Source organism: Sphingobacterium sp. 1.A.4, from assembly GCF_002734245.1.
GTDB classification, from domain to species: Bacteria; Bacteroidota; Bacteroidia; order Sphingobacteriales; family Sphingobacteriaceae; genus Sphingobacterium; species Sphingobacterium tenebrionis.
Genome location: NZ_PEAZ01000085.1, coordinates 105,354 through 124,614, shown reverse-complemented (window position 1 = coordinate 124,614; position 19,261 = coordinate 105,354). Strand labels below are relative to the sequence as shown.

Here is a 19,261-nt window from a genome sequence, read left to right as displayed (position 1 = left end):
CTGAGCAGCGTCGAAGGATCTGTTCGAGTACCAAATGTAGATGCTTCGACTTCGCTCAGCATGACAAGCGGGAAGATTGCTTCGTCGTACCTCCTCGCAATGACGCAAAAACACTGTTATCCCCCCTTCCTAAACGGAATTGGATCCTTCAAAACAAACCTAAAACTCATTTCCTTATCCAATCTCCTTACCAACAAATGAATTGGTTTTCCATCTTTTTCCTGAAACTTCCCCATCACCTCCTTCAACTTCATATCCCCTACCTTTTTACCATCAATCTTCAACAGCACATCATCCTTTAACAATCCAGCCAAATCCGCAGGCGAATCTTTTCTAATATTCGAAATCACATATATCGGCAATAGCCTAAACTCATATTTAAAACTCTGGGAAATATTAACCTTAAATCCAGGTTCGTTATTATCCGTACTACTGCTATTAATATTCGCCGGAACCCTTCGTTGCGTCCAGACCATGCCATCATGCTTAACCTCAATCCCACTCATATTAATTGGAAATGGCTTTCCAAATTTCCTGTTCGGCTTTAAATAAACATGAAGGTTCGAATAATCAAACACCACATGGAAATGCTGCAATACCTGATTCCCTACCGATCCCACCCTATTCTCCGCTAATTTTGCCGCATGCACCGCATTGGAATCTGGATAGGAAACAATAGGTTGATTGATATGGAATCCAGCGAAATCAAACCCTTCGATCCGATTCCTCATTCCGAATATTTCGCCATTGAAACCCCGACCTATATAATCATAAATATGCGGTTCTTTGATCTTCAAATCAGGTATGAGAAAAGGAAAGATCAGCATCCCATCTGAATTCCCCATGTCGATCAGCATCTTGGCATCATTTAATTGCCTATCCCCTAAGTTTACATCTGCCAATGCGTAAGGCCTACTTCTTTCCAAGCTAATGTCAATTTTTTTATACCCTTTAGTCTCTTTACTGATGTCGGAAAAGAAATCAAAAAGGTAAATTTTCGATTTTTGATAATCTAATTTCACTTGGAAGCTCTCAAAGAATTTACTTCCTAAAATTCCATGCACCGGAAGCCCAACATGACTCGACACATCCAACTCACTGGAATTGATGACATAGATATCATGTCCAAAGTCTGCCGCTACATCTCCAATGATCAATTCATTGTTCAGTGCCATTATCCCTTCTACGCCATCCTCAATCCCAATTCCACTGAATTTCATTTTATGTACATTTTCCAAGGGAATACTATCCTTTTCAGAAACGAAAAGCATGGTTTCCTTTACGCCGGTGTCCAAAAGAAAGGAAAGGCTAACCCCGTTTAGGGTTACCGGGATGATAACCAGGTTACTGGAAAGATCAAATTTGAAGGAATTCTTTTTCGGAGAAATTAAATGAAAAGATTCTTGCGCCTGCGCAAAAAAACACATCATCCCGAACAACATCATGACCAATATTCTCATCAAAAAAGGTTTATATCCCTAATGTAATTAAAAAATTAATCGAATTATAGCGATAATAGTAATAATTAAAAAACATTCGTTAAATTTGTTGTAGCAGAGTTGAACTTTCCAACGTTCAATTAACTTAACCAACCAAAATGAGAAGAATATACACATATCTCAGTCTGTTAATCGGAATTACCTTACTTTTTACTGCTTGTGAGAAGTCGGAGCTTCATTCTGAGTTGGAAAACAGCGAAATCCTTTGGTCTCAATTCAAAATCAACAATAAGAATAGCTATCAATACACCCATACTACCCTATCTTGGACAGGATGGCGAACTTCTACAACCATCGAGGTTAATGGTGGTAAGATCACCAAAAGGGAATTTAATGGCTACATGATAAGTTATTACAATAACGTTCCGGATACCACCAAAAAGATAGAAATCATTGAGCTGAATGAAGATGTAAATAAACATCCCGAACTGATGAAGGACAAGACCTTGGATGAAATCTACCAGTTGGCAAGATCGCATGCAGATAACCAACAATTAAACGGTAGATTCGTTTTCGAATCCAAGAACAACGGCCTGATTTCAAGATCTGGAATTTTTGATGACGATTGTGTAGATGATTGTTTTGATGGGATTAACATTACAGAAATCAAACCCTTAAATCCATAAGCCGAAGATCACCTCTTCAAAATATACGAATTAAAAAAACCCGACCTAATGATTTTAGGTCGGGTTTCTTATTACAGGTCCGTACATTAACGTATAGGTCCTTTTATTTTTTTCCTGCTATTATAATGCAGCCAACGCAGCATTTAATGTTTCGGATGGACGCATTGCTTTTCCAGCTAGATCATCATTCGGGAAATAATAACCGTCGATATTTTCTGCTTTTCCTTGAGCTGCGATCAATTCTTCATTGATCTTATTTTCTTGCTCTGTCAAAGATTTAGCAAGTCCTTCAAATTTAGCGGCCAATTCTGCATCTTCTTTTTGAGCAGCTAGCGCTTCAGCCCAATAAGTAGCCAAATAGTAATGAGAACCACGGTTATCGATTTCACCAACCTTACGTGCTGGAGATTTATCATTTGCCAAGAACTTCGCATTCGCTTCGTCCAATGCATCCGCTAAAACCTGCGCTTTAGGGTTGTTCTGGGTTTGAGCTAAATGCTCCAAAGAAGCTTGTAGTGCTAGGAACTCACCTAGAGAATCCCAACGTAAATAGCCTTCTTCCAAAAACTGCTCCACGTGTTTAGGGGCAGAACCTCCAGCTCCAGTTTCAAATAGACCACCGCCATTCATCAATGGAACGATAGATAACATTTTTGCTGAAGTACCTAATTCTAAAATCGGGAATAAGTCAGTTAGGTAATCGCGTAAAACATTACCTGTTACTGAAATAGTATCCTCTCCCTTACGGATTCTATCAATAGAGAATTTAGTAGCTTCAATTGGAGATAGAATACGGATATCTAATCCTTCTGTATCGTAGTTTGGTAAATATGCTTTTACTTTTTTGATGATCTCTCTATCATGCGCACGGTTTTCATCTAACCAGAATACAGCAGGCGTATTGGATAGACGAGCACGGTTTACCGCCAATTTTACCCAATCCTGGATTGGCGCATCCTTCGTTTGACACATACGGAAGATATCGCCCTCTTCTACGGATTGCTCCATCAATACATTTCCTGAGCCATCAACTACACGGATAACACCGCTACCTGTTGCTTGGAACGTTTTATCATGGGATCCATATTCTTCTGCTTTTTGAGCCATTAATCCAACGTTAGGAACAGATCCCATTGTTTTTGGATCGTAGGCACCATTTACTTTACAGTCCTCAATAACCGCTTCGTAAATACCCGCATAAGAACGATCTGGAATAATCGCTAAGGTATCACGTTCAGCACCAGCTTTATCCCACATCTTACCTCCAATACGAATCATAGCTGGCATAGATGCATCAACGATTACATCTGAAGGGACATGTAGGTTGGTAATGCCTTTATCAGAATTTACCATAGCCAGGTCTGGTCCATTGGCAATAGCAGCATCAATAGCAGCTTTTACCTCAGCTTCTTTTTCGTGACCAGCAATCTTTGCGTAAACCTCGCCTAGACCATTGTTTTTATTGATGCCTAATTCTTTGAATAATTCGCCGTATTTAGCGAAAACATCTTTAAAATATACTTCTACAATAGCTCCAAAAATGATAGGATCAGAAACCTTCATCATAGTTGCTTTTAGGTGTGCCGATAACAAAACGCCAGAAGCTTTTGCTTCTTCGATCGCTTGCGCAACAAAATCTTTCAGTTTTGCAATATGCAATACAGAAGAATCAATTACTTCGCCTGCTTTCAGGTTTCCTAAACCTTTTAATTCTTGAACTGCCCCATCAGCAGCAACAAATTCGATTTTAAATTGAGAATCCTTTTCAACGGTTACTGATTTTTCAGAACTGTAGAAATCACCATCTTGCATAGATGCTACCTTGGTTTTACTATCTGATGCCCAAGCGCCCATACGATGTGGGTTTGCTTTTGCATAATTCTTAACCGCTTTAGGTGCTCTACGATCAGAGTTTCCTTCTCTTAATACCGGATTTACGGCAGATCCTAAAACCTTAGCATATGAAGCTTTGATTTTCTCTTCTTCTGCATTTGCAGGAGCGTCTGGATAATTAGGGATGGCATAACCCGCTTTTTGTAATTCAGCAATAGCAGCTTTCAACTGAGGGATAGATGCAGAGATGTTAGGCAATTTGATGATGTTTGCATCAGGCGTAGTGGCCAATTGACCAAGTTCAGCCAATGCATCAGCAGTTTTCTGTTCTGCTGTTAAATATTCATTAAAATTAGCTAGGATACGTCCTGCTAAAGAAATATCTCTTAATTCAACTTCAATATTTGCGGTTTTCGCAAATGCTTGTACAATAGGTAGAAATGAATAAGTTGCCAATAAAGGCGCTTCATCTGTTTTTGTGTAAATGATTTTAGATGACATAATTTTCTATTGAAATGATATTGTTTTGCAATTTAATTTGAGAAACCATGCAATTAAATGCCTGTTTTTTTAAAATTCGCCTAAAGATAAGAAAATGAAACTTAAATAGCCATAAAAGGATAAATAATGACAGCAATTCAAAAATCATTGTCAATATTGAATATATTTTAATTTTTTGAACGGTTTTTTAAGGTAAAATTAAGATAGGATTTCCTTGGGTTCCAAGATAGTGATATCATCCTCTGAATTATCAAAGGATCGATCTACAATTACTTTAGCCAGGTCGACTGTAGTTATTGGTTTATAATTCTTTAGAATGCCTAAGGCATTGAATACCTTAATGACTTTTAAAGCTATTTTTTCGCCTCGCCGATCAGTTTTAGGCCGATCAATCAGTCCTGAACGTAGAATGATCAATTTGGGGAAATCCAATTGTTTGATCTTTTCTTCGAGCATACCTTTCATCCGGCTATAGAAGAATTTTGATTTTGGACTTGCTTGGGCAGAAGACAGCAACACAAAAGTGAAAACATGGTTCATTCTTGCCAGTTGGGCAAATTTTAATTGATATTCATAATCCACTCGCCACTGTTTTTTCTTACTCCCGGCCTGCTTGAGTGTTGTTCCTAATGTAGAAAAGGCTACATCAGCATCTATGAAAGCAGCATATTTCTCTAGATGGTCAAAATCGACTATCACTTCTTTGAGCTTGGGATCGGGCATAAAGAATGGTTTTCGAACCAAGGCAACGACCGATTCTACTCGATAATCTGCCAAGAGCTGAAGTACCAATTCCCTACCGGTTGCACCGGATCCCCCAATTACAACTGCTTTCATAGATAGATGTTGCTGGATTATACTAAAGACTAAAACAGTACGTCACGGATATTTACATCCCGATCAAAAGAAGCCTTTGCAAAAGGACATAAAGGCATGATTTTCACATTGTTTTCCCTTGCGTATTCAACTGCTTTGTTAAGCAATAAATGGCCAATGCCTTTGCCTTTCTCTTCTTCATCCACTTCTGTATGATCGATAATGATCTTTCCAGGACCTGCCTGGGAATAGGTCATCTCTCCGATTTGCTTTCCGTCTTCTTCCGCAATAAAACCTCCTTTATTGCCATTCTCAACATGTTTAATTAGCATACTATTTGTTTTTTGATGTTAAACTATCAATTATTTTATCCTCTGCCGGAGTTTTTAATGGCACCAAGGTATCGACTAAATCATTTGGAACAGTCATGGACAATACATAATGTTTGATCAACCATTTTCCATTCTTCTTTTCCAAGACGCCTGATCCCCGACAGATCTTCATCTGTGTATTTAACAATTCATCTAGCCATGCTGTTTTACCATCGGCAGAAAAAGTGATGTGTCTTTCCAAAGAAGTGAAGGACCAAGCTTTCCCTTTATCAAAATAAGGTCTGGCCCAGATCATGAAATCCTGCTTGTTCCAGCGTTCTGTAGCATCCGTCCCGATAAAGATGGATTCTTTGTCCATCAGGTCAAAATACGCTTTAAAATCTGCCTTGGAGGCCGCCAGATGCCATGCATCCATCACTTTGTTAATGGCTGCCTTTTGTGTTTGGTTTTGTGCGAAGGCCAGATTTATCCCCATAAATAGGACAAGAAATAATGTTATCTTTTTCATATGTTGGTATTGGTTTATAAAAATTAAAATTTATCCAAAATGCTTCACATTTTTGGTGACATTATCGACATTCCACTCAATTTCCTTGCGGAAATCCTCCGAACGTATAGGGCAATTCTCTACATGGCAATAATGGCAACATTCCGGCATACAAGGATCTGCATGTATAAAGAATTCCGTTTTTGATTCCAGGTTAGCATTTAAAACTTGATCAAATTCGGATATGACATCATGCACTTTTGTCAAGGTATAATATTTTGGCAATGTTAAATGGCAATCAATATGCATTTCTTGACCATAACGCTGGACCCGGAGATTATGGACATCGATCCAATTTTCCTGTCTGTTCTTGTTCAACACATCGACTACTTCCTGAACAATTTCGGTATCCGATTCATCCATCAAGCCTGATATAGATTTTCTAAGTAGCTTATAACCATTGAATAAAATAAAACTACCTAAACACATGGATAAGGCAATATCGATCCAAGCCTGGTTGGTAAATTTCATGATCAATAAGCCGGCTATCAATCCAAATGAGCTGATCGCATCCACCTGCAGGTGCTTACCATCGGCTTCAATCGTCAGCGAGCGTAGTGCCTTCCCTCTTTTCATGAGGTAGAATCCAACTCCTAAGTTGATAAAGGAAGTAGCCAAGATCAGGTAGATCCCTTCCTCCACATTGCTGACAGACTCTGGAAAGAAAATATTATAGATGGATTTGATGAGGATAACACTACCGGCAATGAAAATCATCCCTCCTTCCACGAAAACAGAAAAGAATTCCACTTTTCCGTGTCCGTAAGGATGGTTCTGGTCTTTAGGCTGAGATGCTAAATAGATACTATAATATGCAAAACCAGATGCTACCACGTTGACAATACTTTCCGCAGCATCTGAAAAGATCGCATTAGACCCTGTGATAAAATAAGCTACAAATTTTATCAGCATCAACAGGATGCCTGTTGCCAAAGAAAGCGACACTAACCTCATTTGTCTTGACATAGCTCTTATTTTTTAGAGGGGCAAATGTAATTATTAAATATACGTTTAATATCCTTTTTCTTCATGTTGTTTTCCTAATCGTTTGGGCAATGATGGTTACAACGAATATCTGGAAAGCATGATAGACCATCAACGGCAAAAAATACAATCCCAATTTGGGATTATTTGCGAAGATAAATTTGGCAAAAACACTACCATGGGTCAAAGACTTTTTAGATCCGCAGAACAATCCGGTAATACGATCTTCACGATTGAATTTTAGCACAAACTTAAGGATCAGAAATATGAGCCCATAGGAAATGAAAAACAGTAGGATTACTCCAGCAAATAAACTTAACAAGTAGGAAGTCCCGATCGCATGAAATACATCGGAGATAAAGGATTCGGAAAAACTACTATAAACGATCAACAACACAACGGCCTTATCAAATTTCGTTAATGTTTTTCCATATTGATGGGCCCAATTTCCCCAATATTTTTGCAGAATTAAGCCAAGAATAACTGGAAGTATCACTTCAAGTAATAAACCTAAGTACAATTCAGCAAACATATTGACTTCGGTTACCTCTAAGAAAAAGTGCATGAGTAGTGGTGTCATCAATACCCCAATCAATCCGGAAATGCTCGCATTAAAAATAGACGCTGGAATATTACCTTTAGCAATAGCGACCATTACTACGGAAGAAGTAACCGTAGATGGCAAGGCAGCTAAAAAATAAAAAGATAACCAAAATTGTTCTTGGGTTTCTGTCTGGACAAAAGGGCGAAACAAAAGCACCAAGACCGGAAATAAGATAAAAGTAAACAGCTGTACCGAAATATGGAGTTTCCAATTCTTCATACCGGCCTTTATTTCCGAAAAACTAAGTTTCAATCCGTAAAAGAAAAAGACCAATGCGATACCTACGCTGCTTAGCACGGAAATGAATCGCCCATTTCCTATTTCCACTAGATCTGGGTATATATACGCAAGGATGATCATGGCTATTAAAGCAACAATAAACCCATCCAATTTCCATTTCAGTCGATTTCCCATATCAGATACAAAGCTATCATAAATTTCAGCAAAGGCTTATTTCCGCTGATTTTTTAAAATGTTACAGCAGAGAACTGAAATTCTTACATTTTTCGTATCATTAATAAATTGTATATAATATATTTGCAATATCATGAGTACAACATCCTATTTATCGGAAAGAATAAACAATCTTTCTGAATCAGCAACTTTAAAAATGACGAAACTAGGTCGTGAATTAGCGGCCAAAGGTATCAACGTTATCAGTCTTAGTGTCGGAGAACCGGATTTCAACACGCCAGAGCATGTAAAAGATGCTGCTAAGAAGGCGTTGGACGAAAACTATACCCGCTATTCACCTGTACCAGGATATCCTGATTTACGTCAGGCAATCGTCAATAAACTAAAGACCGAAAACAGTTTAGATTATGACATTTCCCAGATTGTGGTTTCAACTGGTGCTAAGCAGTCTCTTTCCAATGTATTGTTGACCTTGGTAAATCCAGGAGATGAAGTGATCATCCCTACACCTTATTGGGTTTCCTACTCTGAAATGGTGACTTTGGCAGAGGGTAAATCCGTTTTCATTGATACTGAAATCGATGCAGACTTTAAGATCACTCCGGAACAATTAGAAGCTGCCATTACTCCAAAAAGTAAGGTGTTCATGTTCTCCTCTCCTTGTAATCCTACCGGATCCGTTTATTCAAAGGATGAATTGGCGGCATTGGTAAAAGTATTTGAAAAACATCCACAGATCTTCATCATCTCTGATGAGATCTATGAGCATATCAATTTTGTGGACCAGCATGAGTCTATCGCGCAATTTCCTTCTGTAAAAGACAGGGTGATCATTGTAAATGGTTTTTCGAAAGCATTTGCGATGACTGGATGGCGCTTGGGCTATATCGCAGCAAACAAAGAAATCGCAGCAGCCAATGATAAGATGCAAGGACAGACAACTTCAGGAACTTGCTCTATCTCACAACGCGCAGGAATCGCGGCTTACGAACAGGGATTGGATTCGGTAAATCAAATGAAAGAGGCTTTTGCTCGTCGTCGTCAATTGGTTTATGATTTGTTGAATGATATCCCAGGTGTGAAAACGAACCTTCCTGATGGCGCGTTCTATTTCTTCCCGGAAATCAGTTCTTTTTTCGGAAAGCATGATCCTGATGGAAATGTGATTAAGGATTCTGCGGATCTTGCCTTGTATCTTTTGAACTATGGTCATGTGGCTACTGTAGGTGGAGATTCTTTTGGGAATAATAATTATATCCGTCTTTCTTATGCGGCATCCGATGAGAATTTAATTGAAGCGTTAAAGAGGATTAAGGAAGCATTGGGAAAATTGGTTTAAAGGAAGATTGCTTCGTCGTACCTCCTCGCAATGACGTGGAAAGTTCCTCGGAATGACGATATGGTCGTAATGACGAGATAGTCGCAATGACAAGGATACTTTGAAAATATAAAAGCTCGACTGCAAAGTCGAGCTTTATACTAACCAACTAAAATAAATATAAGATAATAAAAAACTATAATTAATAAACATGTTCAACATGTTTAGATTATGCTATTATAGTAAGGATTGGTAAATAACTTCTCCGATCAAACATCCTAATACAATCCCCGCTCCTACAGAAAATGAAATCTTTGCCCACCAAGGCAACTTTTTTATCAAACTCAATTCAACCACTATTTTAATGTCCGAAATATTATTACTAATTATCTATGGCAAAAGTGCGAAAGTATTGGTCTTGTGCCAAGGAATTGAATTTGGTTTAATTAGAATTGTAACCGAACAACTACATAGCTGTTTACAACATCTATTTTTAACATAAATATCATAAAAAAGAAATCATTACTTGCCTATTTACAAACATTTACCTATTTTTGCACGTCCGTTAAAATAACTACGGCAAGAATTCATTAACATAATTATTTAAACAATGCAACAGTACGAATCTGTAATCATTCTTACCCCGTTGCTTTCAGAAGATGCTGCGAAAGAAGTAATCACTAAATTCAAAGACATCTTAGTAGAAGGCGGAGCCGAAATTATCGCTGAAGATAATTGGGGTTTGAGAAAATTAGCGTATCCGATCCAGAAAAAAACAACTGGGTTCTATCACTTAACTGAATTCAAGGCTCCAGGTGAATTAATCAAAAAATTAGAGGTTGACTACAAACGTGATGAGCGTGTGATGCGTTTCTTAACTATCTCTCTTGACAAGCATGCAGTTGCTTACAACGAGAAAAAACGTAGCGGAGCATTCAACAAGAAAGTAGAAACTAAAACTGAGGAGGCAGCAAACTAATGGCAAACGAAAATATCCAGTACGTAACAGCCCCTAAAGTAGAGGACAACCGTAAAAAATACTGTCGTTTCAGAAAGAACGGTATTAAATACATCGACTACAAAGACGCTAACTTCTTATTGAAGTTCGTTAATGATCAAGGTAAAATCTTACCTCGTCGATTAACAGGTACATCATTGAAATTTCAACGTAAAGTAGCTCAAGCGGTGAAACGTGCGCGTATCATCGGACTATTACCTTACGTAACTGATTCATTAAAATAAGGAGGATACGATAATGGAAGTTATATTAAGACAAGATGTTAAACACCTTGGAGAGAAAGACGATATCGTAGTAGTAAAACCAGGTTTCGGCCGTAACTACTTAATTCCTCAAGGATTTGCAGTATTGGCAACATCATCTGCAAAAAAAGTATTAGCTGAGAACATTAAACAAGCTCAGTTCAAACAAGATAAAATCAAGAAAGATGCTACGGAATTAGCTGGTAAATTAGAATCGGTAAAATTATCTATCGGTGCTAAAGCTGGTGAAACTGGTAAAATCTTTGGTAAAGTGAACAGCATCCAAATCGCTGACGCTCTTAAAGCGCAAGGTTACGATGTTGACCGTCGTCGCATCACTTTCGAAACTGAACCTAAAACTTTAGGCGAATACATCGCTAACTTAAACCTTCACAAAGAGGTTAAAGTTCAAGTTCCTTTCGAAGTAGTAGCAGAATAAGCTTTACGGATAAAAAAATAAAAGTCGCTTCAAATGAAGCGACTTTTTTTATGTTCGAATACTAACCTTAATTCGGCCAGTACACATCATGACGTTTGTAAGGTTTATTATTCCCCTTATTGTTTTTGTATTTCTTCTTTTGCTGTCCAGGGGCATAACGTTTTGCAGATTTACCACCATAACGTTTCTTCGCTTGTCCTGGAGGAACATGACCACGGCGATGATCACTCACATAACAAGAGCTTACACTGAAGGCCATCACCGCTATTAGAATTAATCCCATTAATCTCTTCATATCTTATTATTTCTTGTTTCTATAGGTGTTAGACCAAATACTAAGCCAAAAGTCAATTCTATTTAAAAATTAATGAGTTGAAAGAAGCTATTCAGATCTTGATTCTTAAAATGAATTCGCCCAATCAAATTGATTTCAGTGGGTTGTGAGGATTTTCCGTTTATCTCCAGGTAATCCAGTTTTTCATAACTCGGCACGAAAGCAAAGTATTTTCCGATCAATGGACTGTTCTTATAATAAAAATGGAAAACCCGGTCAGATGGCACTAATGTTTCCTCCTGACCTTGCTGCTGTCCAGCTGTAGTTAAATTTAAAAGGCCAGCATGTTCCGATTTATGGAATTTATAGAATATCTTTTCAGGAACTAAGGATAGTAAATGTGGTGATCCCATGATGTTTAAATGGATATCCGGAACTTGGGTTTCATTTAAGGTCTTCTTTTCGATCATTTCAAAATTATCATCATAATCATAGCTGACTATCGAATCTACCTGTGTGATTTCCTTGTTGGATATCCGTAAGCTCAAATAATTCCCTAGATAGTTTGAAATGCTATCCAACGGTGTACTGCTGGTTGAATCGCTCAATAAGTTGTTCAAATTAACCATGGCACCTAAATCATTATTGATTTCCAAATGCACCAATAAGGAATCGTGCGAATCAGTCTTCAGCTTTTTGGTAGCCTTCGGAAACCGATAGGAATCGGAAGCTAATGTTCCGGTCAAGGTTGCTGTACCAGCAGAGAATTTGAGGCTAAGGTAATTCTTCCCCTCTCCTTGCCAGGTCATATCGCCCAGGTTACTGTTTCTCTTTGCATCAAATTGTTCCTTTGCATTTACCCAATCTTGTTGATCATCTTGGAGTAAAGCTTTCATAGGTTCCAGATTTCCTTGATTTTCTTTCCCTAACCCTACGACTAACTTGGAATCCGATAATAAAATACGCAGATCGCCTTTTGTGTAAAATAGTTCATTGGAAGAAGAAAGACCTTGCTGTGCCTCCATACCTAATTTATCAGTTAAAAACTGTTTTGCCTTGGCAAAATCAGAAACCCTTAAAATGGTGTAATACGTCGATTCTCTCCCAGGCAAGGAAAAGAAGTAGAGATGCCCAGGAACATCAATCCCCATACCCCATATTTTCACTTTATCAGCAGAAGTGCTATCTTTTCCTTTCGAACCATAATAAGCATTCCAATTCATCAAAGAGTTACTTCCCATTTTGAGCAAAAGGTTATCCACTTTGATATGGAGCATGGCTTGGGAATCTTTCGGAATCCTGATCTTATCCGCCTGGTTCGCCCTAATGGTTCTTAATACAAAAAGACTTATGGCGATAACCACCATAAGTCCTAAAATAACATAAAGTATCTTTTTTAAAATTCGCATGGAATTAGTCTTTAAACTTCAAGGTTAATTTATTGATGGCATCCACCATAAAACTCACCGCATTTGGTTTGGTTTTCGGGAAATCAACCCCAATTTCAAAACCTGCATTATTACCTTTCACTTTTTTAGAAACAAAATAAAGGTTGCCATATTGCGACAATTCATTGATCGTTTCTTCTATATTCCGGTGAATAGGAATGTCCAACTCCTTCACCAATGAAGGTACCTGTTTTGCATTGAATACCATGGATACTGGGTTATTCTTCACAAAGGAAACAAAACTTGCATCGCCTTTCCCGCGGAAAGTTTTGGATTTGATATCCTTCAATTTCTGTAAATCATTGGATAAAAATACTATTCCTTTATCAATTAATAAATAGGGTTTGATGCCAGATCTGTCGTTTATTTTTAATTCAAAAATACCACCATGGTCTTCAATGGAATTTTCCGATTTACCTACATTGATAATCTTTTCAAAAATACGGGTATCATCCGAAGAGAACATCCATATAAATTGAGGCAAAGTTTCCATTTTCGTGCGCTCCACCTCGGTATAATTATAATCATCATCGTATTGGTAATCCTTATATTTCACCTCTTGTTTGGTTACACCATTCACAACGAATAGATTATCGCCTTTGATTACTTTACCAAGAGCTTTTTCATCCAAGGTTACATCAGCGATGGTCGCAAACAGATCGATGATATTACCTACCTTATCGCCTGCCATATTACCATATACTTTTTTAACCAGACTTGGCATATGCTTGATGTAAGCCTCCGAGTTCATGTTCAATGAAATAAAACCCAACGCATTTGGATCTAAAAATTCAAAAAACTTAGAATTGAACTTGTTTTTATAGATATCCTTAAAATATTTCGTCATTTCCTTGTCCAGGCCAAGGTCTCCTACGAATTTCAACTGAGGACCATCAACGATCAAACTTCCTGCTAAAGATTCATAGCCATAATCGAAAATTGGCTTAGCACCAAATGTTCCGTAAAATAGATCCATTGGATAATATAGACTATAGAAATCATTAAAGTTCTTCATTTCTAAACGCATCAATTCATTATCCTTCATTCTGGAGAAAGTTTTTGACTTGCTATAACCTATCTTACCGTCCAATATCTGCGTAAATCTTTGGTTGACCCATTGAGCCATCAAGACATTCTTTACGGAATCATTATGCTGAGATACTTCGGCATACACCTTATAATAATCATCCTGATATTCATCACGTTCCAAAACCGAATCTACATAAGCATATTCATCCTCTTCTATTTCTGTTCCTTTAGCTGGAGGAGATGCCGGCGGAACTATAAATTCTTCTCCTTCTTCGAATTCAACCTCTTTGATTTCACCTTGCTTAACCGGTGGAACTTCGACCTCAGTTATAGTCGTATCTACATAAACCGTATCTGGGTAAGCTTCCACGGTAGTTGCTGCTGCTGCATCATCATAATTATATTTAGGATCTTCCTTCAGGCCGTATCTTGTTCTGATCTCTTCGTTATTAAAATAATTGAACATAGGGACAGCACCCAGAAAATAAAGGGTATTGTCATCCCAGGACATCCTTAATGTACCGTCTGAGGTATACAAGGTTTTCAGGCCATCTACCGTCTGTATTTTTTTATCTTTAGGCAGGACCTCTTCTAATTGCGCTACATTGGCTATTGGAAACAATGCCCCGATGTATTGAACACTATCCGTGATCTGGGCATGGATATAGGCCTTGGAATTCAGGTCAAGACCTAATTCTTGGATGTTCTCCTTACTTATCTTATTCTTTTTGCCGAAAACATTATCAAAGAACCCTATATTCTGGAAGATCTTATTCACTTCAGCTGCATCCACGTGCTTAAAAAAAGCCTTTCCATTCATCGCCATGACTACTTGAGCTTCCTCAGGAACCTTTTTCAATAAGTCTTGGGCATGAATCATGTTGCTCCATCCAACCGTCGCAAGAACAGCGACTAGTCTAATCATTTTCATATTATATGTATTAGGGTTAATGTTTCTATTTTAAAACGATGGTATTCGTCAGGTCCACCTTTCCATTTATCAGATCAGGAATATTGACCTTTAACATCACCGCCTTCTTATTTGGTGATACCTTCGCTAGATTATTCTGTTGTTTTGCTACCAAATTCTCAAAACGATAGATACTTGTATAAAAGGCCTGTCCGAAAGATTGCCTATTTTCTGGTCTTAATTTTTCGAATTCCTTCTTTCCTTCCGTACTGTGTTTATAATTTCTTTTCAGCGTTTTAGTTCCGGCATCATAACTATAGCTGGAATAACTGTTTATCTTCGCTTTAAAGTGCTTGGATAAAGTGTTGGTATAAGCATTCAAGGCTTGCACATTCTGGAAATCACAGCTGATGCTGGCAATATAATTGTCAAAATCCAAACGCTGCTTAACATTGCTGATTCCAGGGGTGTTTTTTAATAGATTGACGATGACTGCCATTTCCTTCCTTATTTCCGCCTGATTTGGGATCTGGATACCATCAATTTTATCCAATTTCATTAAGGAAGCCACTTTGGTTTTACTTTTACTGAGGTTCAAAGTTCCTTGGATAGTGCCGGAACCATTGGATTTCATGTTGATTTCTTCCACTACATCAAAACAGGATGTTAAGCAAAAAATGCTCAACAGACAGATCATAAAATGAATAATACGCTTCATATTTTCTTTAAAAAAATAGCAATAATAAACTGGAGTAAACCTAAAGAATTTTATTGACTAGACTAATTAATAGTTTGTTCAAATTATATAATAAATACAATATCCTGCTTAATACAAGCAATATGCCACAATTCTGTGAATAATTAGTTATTTATTTACAAATCTTTAAAGGCAATAAATGAAAATAGGCAGTACCCTAATAATCAAGGTACTGCCTATCCATCAAATAATTATTATTTAATAATTATATTTCTCAACTGATTTAATTTGGTTATTACCTTCCGTAAAGACCAATGTAGGTTGATAAGTTTCTGCTTCTTCGGGACTAAGGTTTATGAACGATAAAATATGTACCGTATCTCCTACCTTAGCATGCAACGCCGCCCCACCGTTCATACAAACCTCTCCACTACCCCGTTTTCCAGGCAATACGTAAGTCATGATACGACTTCCATTTACTGCGTTATTGATGTATACCTGCTCGTATTTCACAATACCTGCTGCATCCAATAAATCGGCATCAATGGTAATCGAACCATTATAGGCCACGTTTGCCTCTGTAACTTTGACTGTATGAATTTTCGCTTTTAATAATTTTAATTCCATAGATTGTTTACTTCCTAAATAGATTGTTTGATGGCCTGATCGGCCAAATGAATTGTTAAAAATATAATTTCTTTCTGATTTTGCTTAATGATATGTTTATGATAATGCACATGGTAAGAAAATTCAAAAGGCTTTTCCATATCCAAGTCTTCATCCGCCTGTGCCATTACCTGATATTCCGTTTCTCCTTTCGCATTGTATTTCCTGATCTCATACCCAAAACTCTTTTCTTGGAGATAAAACCAACTGCCTTCACCTAATCCCCCTAACCAAGTAGCCTGTTCAGGGACATGCATGGGCTTGTAAGGCTCATCAATATACCCTAAAATATTATCATCTGGCAAGGATTTAGCATGGGAAGAGAAAAAATTAGGCTTCAATAAACCGATCTGGAATTTTAAGGATTCCCAGCGGTTCAGCTTCCATTTCTCGATTACATTCCTTTCCAAAATAACTATTTCATTATCCTCCACCGCATTAACCACATTACTCGTCGGGCTTGCCTTAATGTTTTCCGGATACAGGATCTTCTGGATTCGCTTATCCTTTGGCTTCATACCTTCTACTAAGATCTGTGCCACATACCTCGAACAGGAATTGTTTTTTGCAGCCAATGCTCCATATAATATAGGCCCTTGATCCACCAGATCTTCCGCAAATTTTACGGCCTTTTCGAATGAAATATGATAGGAAACAGAACATAACAGTTTTCCACCACCATGGGTCGCAGCTTCTTTTGCCCTTAATTCCAATAAGATAGCATTCAGATTTTGCAATTCGCCATTTTCATCAAACTGGGCTTTTGTGTCTATTTTTAATCGCGGATCAAACTCGGCAGATCTTGCTCTACCATAGCCCCTAGGTACAATATACCGACCGAAATCGTAGTATTTGATCAAGCCGGATTTCCGTTCAACCAATACGATAGCCGCATGCCCAACTTTAAAATTCAGGTTCTTTACCACCCCTAATTTCTTAAAGAAAGACATCCATAATTCATCACCCCTAGCCGTTTGATCTGGCCAGGCAAGTGGTATGGCTATATCATTGTATCGTTGCATCTTTCCGCGCTACCTTTGCTTTTGAAATCCAATAAAAATCTTTGTATAGTTTTTCCAGATACCGATCACCGTAATCCGGAAACAAGAGCACCAGATTATCTGCTGGCTTTAAATCCATGGCACCTATGTGCTTATCTAAGGCAGCCAATACGGCAGCACTCGAATAGCCTAAAAGCTGGTTGAATTCCAGTGCAAATTCATGTGCCATTTCTTTGCTAGCCTCCAAAGAAACCTGAAATACCCGGTCAACCGTGTTTACATCGAACGACCCTGGAATAAAAGTCCTTCCGATACCTTCAATGGAATCAAATTTAACCTCCATCTCAGGCAGTTTCTGTTGGATCAGGAAATGCTGATACACTGAATTATTAGGCTCTACGCCAAAAACCTTGATGCTTGGGTTCATTTCTTTAAGGTATCTTCCAACCCCGGATATGGTCCCTCCAGTTCCCATCCCGATCAGCACATGGCTAACTTTACCTGCTGTCTGATTCCAGATTTCAGGTCCTGTAGTTTTATAATGTGCTCTGATGTTGGACGAATTATAATACTGGTTCGTAAAATAGGCATCTTCGGTATTTGCAGCATATGCTTGGGCGAGGTATTGGGTTGATTGAAAATCATGCAATCCATTCGAATTCTCACAAACAACCACCTCTGCACCATAGCTCTCCAAAACCTCTATCTTCTCCTGGGAACAGGACTGGGAAACAAAAATCTTACTTTTATAACCCATCTCTTTGGCGATCATCGCCACACTGATCCCTGTATTGCCACTGCTTGCTTCAACGAATGTGCCCCCTTTGGGAAGCCTATTTTGTTTGATCGCTTCTTCCATCATGAATAATGCAACCCTGTCTTTGGCTGATTTTCCTGGATTATGGTATTCCTCTTTTATAAAAATATTGACCCCATAACGCGCTGATAGTTCAGTGTGTTTATGGAGTGCTGTATTTCCAATCTTTTCTCTTAGCAAAGTCTCTCCGAATTGAATGATGTTTCCTGTTATTATTTGGTTTCTTGTTATTATTTATAACGATAAGATACCCGTTTTTATTTCTAAATAAAACAACTACCAAGCCAAATTGTTGAAGGAAATGGCTGAAATGGTGTTAATACGCTAATTCTTATCAGAAAAGTTACAATTAAATATTTAAATTTGTTGGAAACCGTAACAATATGAAACCGAAATCAATCATCATAGCTGTACTATTAGCGTTGCTATTGCTTATTTTATTCAATAATAAGGAAGAAGCGACTTTTTGGTTATTTACAGAGATCAGGACTTCGAAATTGATCATTCTTGGGATATTCTTTTTGATGGGGGTAGCCGTTGGCGGGATATTATTCCGCAGGAAGGCAAAACACCCGAAAGAGTATGGGGTCTCGAATCCTAATGTGGGGTATTTGGCGCCTGAGGATGAGGAGTTTTTGAAGGATGAGAGAGATGGGTTATCGGATGATGATAGGGAGTATATCCGTAGGGATTAAGTAGTTTTATCCGTCATTGCGAGGAACGAAGCAATCTTCCAGAATGTCATGCTGAGCGTAGTCGAAGCATCTGTTCGTAGTCCAATGTACAGATCCTTCGACTCCGCTCAGGATGACAGAGGCCAAAGATTGCTTCGTCGTACCTCCTCGCAATGACGCGGAAAAGTCATTTCCATTCCCATATTTTTTTAGGAGAATCCGTAAATATTCCCCTGCTATTCCTTCAAAAATTAATGCTTTCAAAATGAGGAAGTTTAGAAATTATTTAAAAATAACTTTACAATAAGTTTGCAATTTCAGGTGAAAAGTCTACCTTTGCATCACTTCAAACAACGAAGTGGTTCTTTTAAACAAAGAATTCCGATTCCGTAGCTCAGCTGGTAGAGCAATACACTTTTAATGTATGGGTCCTGGGTTCGAGTCCCAGCGGGATCACAGAAAAAAGCAACTCTTTTGGAGTTGCTTTTTTTGTATTTAGTAGTTAGACCAAAGGCGCCATGCCTAAACTATTTTTAAATATTATTTCGAAGAAGATTCCATTTAATTTGATA

The 19,261-nt window shown here is 38.0% G+C and carries 20 protein-coding genes and 1 tRNA gene; 7 read left to right on the top strand and 14 right to left on the bottom strand.

Features of this window, described 5'->3' with window-relative positions; all coding sequences use genetic code 11:
* Nucleotides 1–116: 116 nt before the first annotated feature.
* Nucleotides 117–1,460 (bottom strand): PDZ domain-containing protein, encoded by a 1,344-nt coding sequence (locus tag CRJ00_RS14795; RefSeq protein ID WP_099367528.1) that lies wholly within the window; start codon nucleotides 1,458–1,460, stop codon nucleotides 117–119.
* Nucleotides 1,461–1,597: 137 nt separating this feature from the next.
* Between CRJ00_RS14795 and CRJ00_RS14790 the strand changes: the two genes are divergently transcribed.
* Nucleotides 1,598–2,125, top strand: coding sequence for a hypothetical protein (locus tag CRJ00_RS14790; RefSeq protein WP_144038171.1), 528 nt, complete (start codon nucleotides 1,598–1,600; stop codon nucleotides 2,123–2,125).
* 120 nt (nucleotides 2,126–2,245) lie between these two features.
* Here the strand turns inward: CRJ00_RS14790 and CRJ00_RS14785 are convergent, their stop codons facing one another.
* The 6 genes from CRJ00_RS14785 to CRJ00_RS14760 form a co-directional block, all read right to left on the bottom strand.
* Nucleotides 2,246–4,459, bottom strand: a complete 2,214-nt coding sequence (locus tag CRJ00_RS14785; protein ID WP_099367526.1) for an NADP-dependent isocitrate dehydrogenase — start codon at nucleotides 4,457–4,459, stop codon at nucleotides 2,246–2,248.
* Between the two features lie 198 nt (nucleotides 4,460–4,657).
* Entirely contained in the window at nucleotides 4,658–5,296 is a 639-nt protein-coding gene (locus CRJ00_RS14780; RefSeq protein ID WP_099367525.1) for an NAD(P)H-binding protein, read from the bottom strand.
* Nucleotides 5,297–5,325: 29 nt separating this feature from the next.
* Nucleotides 5,326–5,607, bottom strand: a complete 282-nt coding sequence (locus CRJ00_RS14775) for a GNAT family N-acetyltransferase (RefSeq protein WP_099367524.1) — start codon at nucleotides 5,605–5,607, stop codon at nucleotides 5,326–5,328.
* Between the two features lies 1 nt (nucleotide 5,608).
* On the bottom strand, nucleotides 5,609–6,115 hold the full coding sequence (locus CRJ00_RS14770) for a nuclear transport factor 2 family protein (RefSeq protein ID WP_099367523.1): 507 nt from the start codon (nucleotides 6,113–6,115) through the stop codon (nucleotides 5,609–5,611).
* 30 nt (nucleotides 6,116–6,145) lie between these two features.
* Nucleotides 6,146–7,120: a cation diffusion facilitator family transporter gene (locus CRJ00_RS14765; RefSeq protein WP_099367522.1), complete on the bottom strand. Its 975-nt coding sequence runs from the start codon at nucleotides 7,118–7,120 to the stop codon at nucleotides 6,146–6,148.
* 61 nt (nucleotides 7,121–7,181) lie between these two features.
* Entirely contained in the window at nucleotides 7,182–8,156 is a 975-nt protein-coding gene (locus CRJ00_RS14760) for a bile acid:sodium symporter family protein (RefSeq protein WP_099367521.1), read from the bottom strand.
* Nucleotides 8,157–8,289: 133 nt separating this feature from the next.
* On the opposite strand from CRJ00_RS14760, the gene CRJ00_RS14755 reads away from it, so the two are divergent.
* The 4 genes from CRJ00_RS14755 (at nucleotide 8,290) to rplI (ending at nucleotide 11,173) form a co-directional block, all read left to right on the top strand.
* On the top strand, nucleotides 8,290–9,495 hold the full coding sequence (locus CRJ00_RS14755; protein ID WP_257213802.1) for a pyridoxal phosphate-dependent aminotransferase: 1,206 nt from the start codon (nucleotides 8,290–8,292) through the stop codon (nucleotides 9,493–9,495).
* A gap of 589 nt (nucleotides 9,496–10,084) precedes the next feature.
* Entirely contained in the window at nucleotides 10,085–10,453 is a 369-nt protein-coding gene (gene rpsF / locus CRJ00_RS14750) for a 30S ribosomal protein S6 (protein WP_099367520.1), read from the top strand.
* Entirely contained in the window at nucleotides 10,453–10,716 is a 264-nt protein-coding gene (rpsR, locus tag CRJ00_RS14745) for a 30S ribosomal protein S18 (protein WP_099367519.1), read from the top strand. Before rpsF ends, rpsR begins: the two co-directional genes overlap by 1 nt.
* A gap of 13 nt (nucleotides 10,717–10,729) precedes the next feature.
* The gene (rplI, locus tag CRJ00_RS14740; RefSeq protein WP_099367518.1) at nucleotides 10,730–11,173 is read left to right on the top strand and encodes a 50S ribosomal protein L9; all 444 of its coding nucleotides are present in this window, start codon (nucleotides 10,730–10,732) and stop codon (nucleotides 11,171–11,173) included.
* 67 nt (nucleotides 11,174–11,240) lie between these two features.
* Here rplI and CRJ00_RS14735 read toward each other — a convergent pair whose 3' ends face one another.
* The 7 genes from CRJ00_RS14735 to CRJ00_RS14705 all read right to left on the bottom strand — a co-directional run bounded on the left by CRJ00_RS14735 (nucleotide 11,241) and on the right by CRJ00_RS14705 (nucleotide 18,195).
* Nucleotides 11,241–11,468: a hypothetical protein gene (locus tag CRJ00_RS14735; protein WP_099367517.1), complete on the bottom strand. Its 228-nt coding sequence runs from the start codon at nucleotides 11,466–11,468 to the stop codon at nucleotides 11,241–11,243.
* A 62-nt stretch (nucleotides 11,469–11,530) separates the two neighbouring features.
* Nucleotides 11,531–12,856 carry a hypothetical protein gene (locus CRJ00_RS14730; protein ID WP_144038170.1) on the bottom strand — a complete coding sequence of 442 codons (1,326 nt, stop codon included), beginning with the start codon at nucleotides 12,854–12,856 and terminating at the stop codon, nucleotides 11,531–11,533.
* Between the two features lie 4 nt (nucleotides 12,857–12,860).
* Nucleotides 12,861–14,855, bottom strand: coding sequence for a hypothetical protein (locus tag CRJ00_RS14725; protein ID WP_099367515.1), 1,995 nt, complete (start codon nucleotides 14,853–14,855; stop codon nucleotides 12,861–12,863).
* 25 nt (nucleotides 14,856–14,880) lie between these two features.
* Nucleotides 14,881–15,552, bottom strand: coding sequence for a hypothetical protein (locus CRJ00_RS14720; RefSeq protein ID WP_099367514.1), 672 nt, complete (start codon nucleotides 15,550–15,552; stop codon nucleotides 14,881–14,883).
* A 237-nt stretch (nucleotides 15,553–15,789) separates the two neighbouring features.
* Nucleotides 15,790–16,158 carry an aspartate 1-decarboxylase gene (gene panD, locus CRJ00_RS14715; RefSeq protein WP_099367513.1) on the bottom strand — a complete coding sequence of 123 codons (369 nt, stop codon included), beginning with the start codon at nucleotides 16,156–16,158 and terminating at the stop codon, nucleotides 15,790–15,792.
* A 14-nt stretch (nucleotides 16,159–16,172) separates the two neighbouring features.
* Entirely contained in the window at nucleotides 16,173–17,219 is a 1,047-nt protein-coding gene (locus CRJ00_RS14710; protein WP_099367512.1) for a DUF6695 family protein, read from the bottom strand.
* On the bottom strand, nucleotides 17,203–18,195 hold the full coding sequence (locus tag CRJ00_RS14705; protein WP_180268502.1) for a PLP-dependent cysteine synthase family protein: 993 nt from the start codon (nucleotides 18,193–18,195) through the stop codon (nucleotides 17,203–17,205). The genes CRJ00_RS14710 and CRJ00_RS14705 overlap by 17 nt, the downstream gene beginning before the upstream one ends.
* Nucleotides 18,196–18,398: 203 nt before the next feature.
* On the opposite strand from CRJ00_RS14705, the gene CRJ00_RS14700 reads away from it, so the two are divergent.
* The gene (locus CRJ00_RS14700) at nucleotides 18,399–18,710 is read left to right on the top strand and encodes a hypothetical protein (RefSeq protein WP_099367510.1); all 312 of its coding nucleotides are present in this window, start codon (nucleotides 18,399–18,401) and stop codon (nucleotides 18,708–18,710) included.
* A 362-nt stretch (nucleotides 18,711–19,072) separates the two neighbouring features.
* Nucleotides 19,073–19,145: transfer RNA gene (locus CRJ00_RS14690), tRNA-Lys, on the top strand.
* The last annotated feature ends 116 nt before the right edge of the window (nucleotides 19,146–19,261 follow it).